Annotated in this window: 8 protein-coding genes; 5 read left to right on the top strand and 3 right to left on the bottom strand. The window is 62.4% G+C overall.

From position 1 onward, the window contains the following. From ACJWXQ_RS13040 to ACJWXQ_RS13030, 3 genes are all read right to left on the bottom strand, one after another. A partial coding sequence (locus tag ACJWXQ_RS13040) for an ATP-binding protein (protein WP_406672975.1) occupies positions 1-1,741 on the bottom strand: 1,741 nt, incomplete at its 3' end. Then, complete coding sequence (locus tag ACJWXQ_RS13035) at positions 1,741-2,643, bottom strand: ABC transporter substrate-binding protein (RefSeq protein WP_406672974.1); 903 nt, start codon at positions 2,641-2,643, stop codon at positions 1,741-1,743. The genes ACJWXQ_RS13040 and ACJWXQ_RS13035, both read right to left, overlap by 1 nt. A 62-nt stretch (positions 2,644-2,705) precedes the next feature. After that, positions 2,706-4,694 carry a TonB-dependent receptor domain-containing protein gene (locus ACJWXQ_RS13030; protein ID WP_346052191.1) on the bottom strand — a complete coding sequence of 663 codons (1,989 nt, stop codon included), beginning with the start codon at positions 4,692-4,694 and terminating at the stop codon, positions 2,706-2,708. Between the two features lie 208 nt (positions 4,695-4,902). On the opposite strand from ACJWXQ_RS13030, the gene ACJWXQ_RS13025 reads away from it, so the two are divergent. From ACJWXQ_RS13025 to ACJWXQ_RS13005, 5 genes are all read left to right on the top strand, one after another. Then, a complete protein-coding gene (locus ACJWXQ_RS13025) occupies positions 4,903-5,709 on the top strand; it encodes a 3'-5' exonuclease (RefSeq protein ID WP_346052189.1) in 807 nt (268 codons plus the stop codon). Continuing rightward, complete coding sequence (gene rlmD / locus ACJWXQ_RS13020) at positions 5,702-7,030, top strand: 23S rRNA (uracil(1939)-C(5))-methyltransferase RlmD (protein WP_346052187.1); 1,329 nt, start codon at positions 5,702-5,704, stop codon at positions 7,028-7,030. The genes ACJWXQ_RS13025 and rlmD overlap by 8 nt, the downstream gene beginning before the upstream one ends. Before the next feature lie 5 nt (positions 7,031-7,035). Then, a complete protein-coding gene (locus ACJWXQ_RS13015; RefSeq protein ID WP_346052185.1) occupies positions 7,036-7,542 on the top strand; it encodes a CYTH domain-containing protein in 507 nt (168 codons plus the stop codon). After that, positions 7,532-8,008, top strand: a complete 477-nt coding sequence (locus ACJWXQ_RS13010) for a L,D-transpeptidase family protein (protein WP_406672973.1) — start codon at positions 7,532-7,534, stop codon at positions 8,006-8,008. The genes ACJWXQ_RS13015 and ACJWXQ_RS13010 overlap by 11 nt, the downstream gene beginning before the upstream one ends. 4 nt (positions 8,009-8,012) lie before the next feature. Then, positions 8,013-8,330 (top strand): glycoside hydrolase family 3 N-terminal domain-containing protein (locus tag ACJWXQ_RS13005; RefSeq protein ID WP_406672972.1); only part of this gene is annotated, 318 nt, incomplete at its 3' end.

Raw genomic sequence — 8,330 nt, 5'->3', positions numbered from 1 at the left:
GGGCCTGGGCAACGGCGGCCAGCAATGGCGGCTGCTCACTGCCCTGTTTGAGACTGGCTTCGTGGGCAGTCACCCGTTGTACCTGACAGCCCCATTGGGCGAGACGGGCCTGGAGGGCATCACCCATGGCCGGTTCCGGACAGAGGAGTTCCACCAGGCAGTCACTCAAGTGGTGTTCTTCCTCGTTCTGCTTGATGACCCTTACCGGTATCTCCACACGAAAGCGGCTGCCCTGACCCAGCTCACTCTCGACTTCAATCCGCCCACCCATGAGGCGGGTGAGCTGTTCGCAAATGACAAGGCCCAGTCCCGCGCCCTGGTGGCGGCGGGAACTGGAGGTGTCAAGCTGTGAGAATGCCATGAACAATCGCGAGGCGTCCTCGTCGCGGATGCCAATGCCGCTGTCGACGACATCCACCACCAGCCAATGGGCCTGCTTGTCTCGCTCAACCGCCGCCTCGACCCGAACAAAACCGGCTTCGGTGAACTTGGCGGCGTTGGAAAGCAGGTTGCCAATGATCTGTCGCAGCTTGACCGCATCAGCCATCAGTTCGGCAGGCAGTTGCGTGCGGGGATGGAAATAGAGGTCCAGTCCCTTGGCGAAAATTCCGGGTGCGGACAGGGAGATCACATCCTCCAGCAGCTCCTCCGGATCGAAGGGGGAGTCCTCCACCTCGACCCGACCCGCCTCGATCCGTGAAAGATTGAGAACGTCTTCCAGCAAGGCGAGCAGGGATTCCGCAGACCTTTGGATGGTCACGATGTAATCTTTCTGGGTCTTCTCGAGTTCGGTTCTTGCAAGGAGCTGGGTGTAACCGAATATAGCGTTCATCGGCGTTCGAATCTCGTGGCTGATATTGGCCAGAAACTCTGATTTGATCCGATTGGATTCCTCGGCCCGTTTTCTCGCCAGATCCATCTCCACATTCTGGACTTCCACCGCTTCCAGCGTTTCTCTCAGTTCGGAAGTGGCCTGCTCAATCTGCGCTTCCATGCGTTCTCGGGATAGCTTTACTTCCTCGGCAAGGGCGTTGAATCCCCGTTCAAGCATGCCGGTTTCGCCCTGGGAGCGTTCCGGTACCCGGGTATCCAGGTCACCACTACTGAAGTCGCGCAATGCGGTGACCACACGGTTGATTGGGCGGATGGCACTCAATGCGGCGCGCGTGGCCATGCCCCAGGCCAGCATGAGGCCCCCAAGGATCAGCAGGAGGCCAAAGCGCAGCAATTCACCCTGACGTTCCATCAATGGCTCAGTGGAGAGCCCTACTTCCACATAACCAATGATGTTGTTCCCGTCGGCGTCAGCATCATCCGCAAACAGGGCCTCGAACTCACCCACGGGCTCCTCGCCCAGACGGATGGATGATTCAAACTGCAGGGCCTCCGGGGCAACCGGGAACAGACGATTGAGCAAGCCGGCAGGTGAGGCGTCTGTTTCGCTTCTGCCTGCCTCACTGAGTGTGTCGCCGTTTATATCCAGAATCCTTACCCATTGCACACCATCTTCTTCCACCAGTTGTTCAGTGAGTCGGTCCAGTATCAACTGGTTACCGGAGAAGACGGCGAACTCACTGGCGGGTGCCAGATGACGGGCAATGGTTTCCCCGGTGTTTTGCTGGTAGGAGCGCAGGTCGGCCAGTCGCGTCCCCAGCAGATAACCGCTCACGACCAGGCTAACCAACAGGGTTGGCAGAAGGGCCACGAGTAGAATCTGGGTTCTCAGTCGCAGTTTGGGCATTACTCATCCTGCTCGATCATTTGACGCAGCGGCTCCTCCGCGGGAAGACGGATTCTGAGGGAGCGGGCCACATCGGTATTGGTTGCCAGGCCATAGGTGCTTGGATGCTTGGGTGCCGGCCAGTCTTCGGGAGAAAGTTTCATTATCTCCATCAGCACATCCGCAGTTTCCCGCCCCAGGGCATCAGGCTCGGTGTAGACCGCTGCGATACTCCCGGCATTAACCAGGCCCGGCGAATAGGCGAAACTGGGTACGCCGGCCCGGAAGCTGTGCAACAGCATGGCGCGTAACTGACTCGATTCGGCGGTCAGGGCATTGGGGAGAATCAACAGCGCTTCCACCTCGTCGAGCATGCCGGGAAGAACACGAATGAGTTCCCGTCGGTCAGTCGCCTGTACATGTCTTAGTGACACATCGTGCTGCTCAATGGCTTCGATAAGCCTGTCCGGGGCTTGTTCGTCGGGCCCGATATGACCGATGCGAGACGAATCGGGGAAGAGGGCCTTGATGAGCTGAATATGACGGTCGATGGGTTGGTCGATGTACAGGCCGGTGATGGCACGATCGGGATGCGCTTCACTGAGCCGCTCCACTGTGCTCGACGGAGCCAGGGTGCTGATAATGGGGAGATTGCTGTTCTCAAGGGCAACTCTCAGCGCCGCGGTACCGACTGTCAATACAAGTTGATAGGACTCATCCCCGGGGAGATCATCCAGGTGTTCACGAATATCCAGGCGCTCTCTTTCCCGAGACGGCAGGGATTCCCTCAATCCCGTCTGGAATTGCTGATAAGGTCGCCCATCACCGCTAAGCAGGACCAGTACCCGTGTCTCACCGGTGGCCGCGCCGGCAGGTCCGCCCAGCACTAGCAGCAGGCAAAGGACCGGGACAAGCCATGGCATTCCCGCCATTACCCTATGCTGCAAACCGTTCCCTGTTAATCGTGTCCCGTACATTCAAGTGCTCAGAAGGGAATGTGAATTTGGCCAAATATTCGCCGATCAAATCGATTGCGTGGCCGGCTTTCCTCGTAATCACCATCCGCGGCCTGAACGACCAGATCCAGTCGGGCGCTATCCGGACGGGGCTGCAGGCGATGGGCGACCCGCAGATCGATCCGACTGGCTGAATCCGCACCGTCATTCAGGTTCATGATGTTGTAGCTGCTGTGCCGGAAATACCCCAGGCTGAAGTCGGTCTGATGGCTGGCCCGGTACATGGCCAGCAAGGCCATGCTGTTTCGCGGAGTACTTCCGGAAATATCCGTGACCACATTGCTGGCGCTCAGCTCCTTGTAGGCATGACTCAGTCTCAGCCGAATCTGCCGGGTGGGGCGGTATTCCACTTCCGTTTCAAGGCCGGTGATGCGTACGTCCTCGAGATTGTCGAAGTCCACCGCCTCACCATCGAAGGGGTCGTGGGGCACGTCGGCGGTAAAGTACATGATCATGTCCTCGATGCGGTCATGATGCAGGCGGGTATCGATTTGCCAGTTGCCGTTGTGGGAGCGGAATAAATAGCCCAGTTCCACGCTATCCACCGTTTCCCGTTCCAGACCGCCAGAAGCCAGGACAATCTGGTCCGAGCCAAAGGGAGAATGCACGGCCCAGTCCCCATACTCTTCAATCAAGACGGGGGAGCGGGTCGCGCGGCTCAAGGAAAGGCGCAGGGTCTGGTTGCTGCTTAGATGCTGATTCAAGGCGAGCCGTGGCGACAGGGCGCTGCCGGTGATGTCGTCATCCTCCAGCATGGCCCCCACGTTGATGGTCATGGCGGATGTGGGGCGCCACTCCCATTGGCCAAAGGCGCGAACGGCCTGGTTGCTTTCACTGCCATCGGGGAAATAGGCCTCCGGTGAACTCACCCGGTCCAGGCGAACGCCCAGCCCGGTTAGCAGGCGGCTTTGCTGGCTCAGGGCACGAGTGGTCTGATACTCGATGTCACTTCGAGTGCTGTCCCGCGATTCGTCCACCACCACCTGAAGAAAGCCGAGATCGGGCAGGGGTTGGGTGAGGAAGCGTTGATCAATCAATTCCTCGCTGTGCTGAAACTGAACCTCGTGAAGATTGCCGGCCTCGCTCCGGTATTGCCAGTTCAATTGCCCGAAGCGATTCTCGATATATTCGTTGCGGGGTGGTGAAAGGGGGCGGTCAACACGGCCCAGCTCCATTCTGCCCCGGCTCAAGCCGAAGCGGCCATGCAGCTGACTGGATGGGCCGGTATGCATCCGCATCTGACCATTGAGGAAACGGAAACTCTTGCCGTCAAATTCCCCGTTCTGATTATCGAAGCCATTGTCGCCCCACTGGGCTGCCGAGAGATTCCAGTCGCTACGCTCGGTGGAGCCAAAATAGCGGGCCTGCGCCCTGTGAATGAAGTCATCACCGGCCAGGAGCTCGATCTCGCCGCCAGTCTGATCCGCAGGGTCCCGGGTGATGATATTGATGGAGCCGAGAAAGGCGTTGGTGCCAAAGGCGGACACATTGGGCCCGCGGGTCACCTCAATGCGCTCGATATCGCTGACCGAATAGGGCAGGGAAGCCCAGGGGACGCCACCGAAACTGGGGGTGTAGACACTGCGACCGTCCACCAGCACCTCGATCCGGCGGGAGAAAGACTCGGCCCCGAAGCCAAGTGTGGCCGAGGGAGAATGACCGAAGGTGTAGGTGAGCACAGCGCCGGGAACGAAGCGCAGCAGATCCTGGATTTCCCGGGCACCGGAGGCCTCGATCATCTCCCGGTCGATCACGGTAACGGATACCGGCGAGTCGCCCGGCCGCTGGGGCAGGCGTGAGCTGCTCACGGTCATGGGCTGTTCGGCGAGGAAGCTATCCTCGGTCAGGATATCGGCCTGATCCTCGGCCAGGACAGTGCCCAGCGGCAGGCTGCCGACAAACAACATGACGGTGGACAGGCGCGCACGTCCCAAGCGCCTTGCGTTAACCTCAGGCATGGACAGGTCCTCTATTTGCCTCCCCCGGCTTCTGGAAACGATGGTGGTGGACCTCCCTGATTGTCCCTCGGCCAATTGAGGCCGGAAACACGGCGGTCTTCGCCGCCTTATGTCTTGATAACCCTAGTATGCCATGCCGGCGGCCTCCAGGGCTCTGGTAAACTAGGACGCTTCTTGTCCGCCGAGCGCAATCCGCAAGGGAGACGGCTTGAACATACTGGCCTTCGACATCGAAACCGTGCCGGACACCGAATCCGGCCGGCGCATCCTCGATCTGGGTGATCTCGACGACCGCGACACCGGGCGGGCCATGCTTCACCGCCGCCGCCAGGAAACCGGCGGCCGGGATTTTCTGCCCCTGCACCTGCACAAGGTGGTGGCCATTTCCGTGGCCCTGCGCCAGGGCGACCGCTTCCGGGTCTGGACCCTGGGCGAGGAAGACGCCGACGAGGCAGAGATCGTGGCCCGCTTTTTCGAGGGCGTGGAGCGCTTCCAGCCCGATCTGGTCTCCTGGAACGGCTCCGGCTTCGACCTGCCGGTGCTCCACTACCGGGCCCTTTACCATGGCATCGCCGCGCCCACTTACTGGGAAACCGGCGACAACGCCCAGCCTTTCCGCTTCAACAACTACCTCAACCGCTTCCATTCGCGGCATATGGACCTGATGGACGTGATCAGCGGCTACCAGGGCCGGGCCACGGCCAAGCTCGATGAAGTGGCAGTGATGCTGGGCCTGCCGGGCAAGCTGGGCATGCATGGCAGCCTGGTCTGGGACCGGATTCTCGACGGCGACATCAAGGCGGTGCGCGATTACTGCGAAACCGATGCCCTCAATACCTATCTCGTCTTCCTGCGCTTTGAATACATGCGCGGGCGGCTCAACCGGGAGGAGTACACCGCCGAGCAGGAGCGGGTGCGCGAGTTCCTGAAAGCCAGCGAGGAGAACCATTTCCGCCAGTTCCTGGAAGGCTGGCAGGACCAACCCGTCCGGGAGGACCTGATCAAGCGTGGCTAGACGAAAGCAAGCGCCGGTAGAGATGGAGATGGATATCCGCGACCTGGCCCATGACGGTCGTGGCGTGGGCCAGGCCGAGTCCGGCAAGACCGTATTTGCCCACGGCGCCTTGCCCGGCGAACGGGTCGTGGTGCGCCGGGAGAAAAAACGCCGGGAGCTGGACGAGGGCGTAACCGAAACCGTGTTACGGCCCTCCGAGGAACGGGTCGAGCCCCGCTGCACCTTTTTCGGTCAGTGCGGCGGCTGCAGCCTCCAGCATCTCGCCCCCGATGCCCAGCGCCGCTACAAGCAGCGCATGCTGCTGGAGCAGCTGCGCCGTCTGGGTGGCGTTGACCCCGAGCAGGTCCTGCCCACCCTGGAAGGCCCGGAGTGGGGCTATCGCCGTCGGGCCCGCCTGGGGGTCAAGGACGTGCCGCGCAAGGGCCGGGTCCTGGTCGGCTTTCGCGAGCGGCGCACGCCCTATATCACCGACATGACCCGCTGCGAGGTGCTGGTGCCTCAGGTGGGCGAACGCCTGGAGGCGCTCTCCGAGCTGGTGGGCAAGCTGTCCGTCCGTGCCCGCCTGCCGCAGATCGAAGTGGCCGCCGGCGATGACGACACCGCCCTGGTCCTGCGCCATCTGGACCCCTTCACGCCCGACGACCTGGGCATCCTGCGCGACTTCGAGCGCGAAACCGGTTTCTGGATCCATCTCCAGCCCAAGGGCCCGGACACTGTTCGGCCCCTGAGCGAATCGGCCCCCGCGCTGAGTTACCGGCTGCCGGCCCATGATGTGGAAATTCGCTTCCGGCCCACCGATTTCATCCAGATCAATCGCGACATCAATCGCGCCATGATTGATCAGGCCCTGGAATGGCTGGCGCCGACGCCGGATGACGAAGTGCTGGATCTCTTCTCCGGGCTCGGTAATTTCGCCCTGCCCATCGCCCGGGCTGGTGCCCGGGTGACCGCCGTGGAAGGCGAGGACGGCCTGGTGGCCCGCGGCCGCGACAACGCCGAGCGCAACGGCCTGGGCGAGCGGGTGGATTTTCATGTCGCCAACCTGTTCGAGGATGTCTCCGTCTTCCCCTGGGCCCAACGCGACTATCGCCTGGCGGTGCTGGACCCGCCCCGCAGCGGCGCCCATGAAATCATTCCCCGCCTGGCCGCCATGGGGGTGGAGCGCATCGTCTATGTCTCCTGTCATCCGGCGACCCTGGCCCGAGATGCCGGGCAATTGGTAAATGAGGCCGGTTACCACTTGAAGGCCGCCGGCATCATGGACATGTTCCCCCACACCGGTCATGCCGAGGCCATGGCGGTGTTCGAGCGCAAGGGGTAGGGCCCATGGCGCGCGAGATCGAGCGCAAGTTTCTGGTACACGGCGAGGCCTGGCGGACGGCGGCCGAGGACAGTTTCCTCCTGCGCCAGGGCTATCTCACCGACCACCGCAGCGGGCGCGCCTCGGTGCGGGTGCGGGTGGCCGGTGATCACGGCGAGCTCAACATCAAGAGCCTGGAGTTGGGCGTAAGCCGTGACGAGTTCAGCTACCGGATCCCGGTCGAGGAGGCCGGGGCCATGCTCGACGGGCTCTGCCGTGGCCCGCGGATCGAAAAACGCCGCCACCATATCCGCCATGGCGGTCATCTCTGGGAGGTGGACGAGTTTTTCGGCGACAATCAGGGCCTGGTGGTAGCCGAGATTGAGCTCGACGACCCCGAGGAAGCCTTCGAGCGCCCCGACTGGCTGGGCCCGGAAGTGACCCATCTTGAGCGCTATTTCAACGTCGCCCTGGTGCAGCGGCCCTTCAGCCAGTGGAGCGAAGCGGAACGCGAGGCCCGCGATGTGGATTGAGATATCCATTCCCGAGCAGCGCCTGCGCCTGATGGAAGGCGAGCACTGCCTGCGGGAATGGCCGGTCTCCACTGCCCGTAACGGCCCCGGCGAGCGCGAAGGCAGTGGCTGCACCCCGCGCGGCTGGCATGTGATCCGCGCCCGCATCGGCGAGGGCATGCCCCTGGGCACGGTCTTTCGCGGCCGCCGCCCCACCGGCGAGATCTGCGATTCGGCCCTGTTCGAATCCGATCCCGCCCGTGACTGGATTCTGACCCGCATACTGTGGCTATCGGGCACCGAGCCCGGCGTCAATCGCCTCGGGGTGGTGGACAGCATGCGCCGCTTCATCTACATCCACGGCTGTCCCGATGCCTTTCCCATGGGCGTGCCACGCTCGGCCGGTTGCATTAGGATGCGTAATGAGGCGGTAGTGGAACTCTTCGACCGGGTGCCGGTGGGTACCCGGGTTCACATAAGGGGATGATCACGTGGTAGCCGGGCCGGTCATGATTGATTTCGAAAGCACTCGCCTCACGGCCGAGGACAGGGAACTGCTGGCCCATCCCGCCGTGGGCGCGGTCATTCTCTTCTCGCGCAATTATGAATCGCCCGCGGCCCTGCGGGAGCTGGTCGCGGCCATCCGCGCCGCGCGCAGCAACCCGATATTGATCACCGTGGACCAGGAAGGCGGGCGCGTGCAGCGCTTTCGGGAGGGCTTCACCCGTCTGCCGGCCATGGCCGCCCTGGGCGAGGCCTATGAAGAGGATAGCGCCCACGGCCTGCGCCTGGCCGAGCTTTGCGGCTGG

Source organism: Natronospira sp. (genome assembly GCF_007134575.1).
Taxonomy (GTDB): Bacteria; Pseudomonadota; Gammaproteobacteria; order Natronospirales; family Natronospiraceae; genus Natronospira; species Natronospira elongata.
The sequence above is the reverse complement of the archived record's forward strand: the minus strand, read 5'-3'. Positions and strand labels throughout refer to the sequence as shown.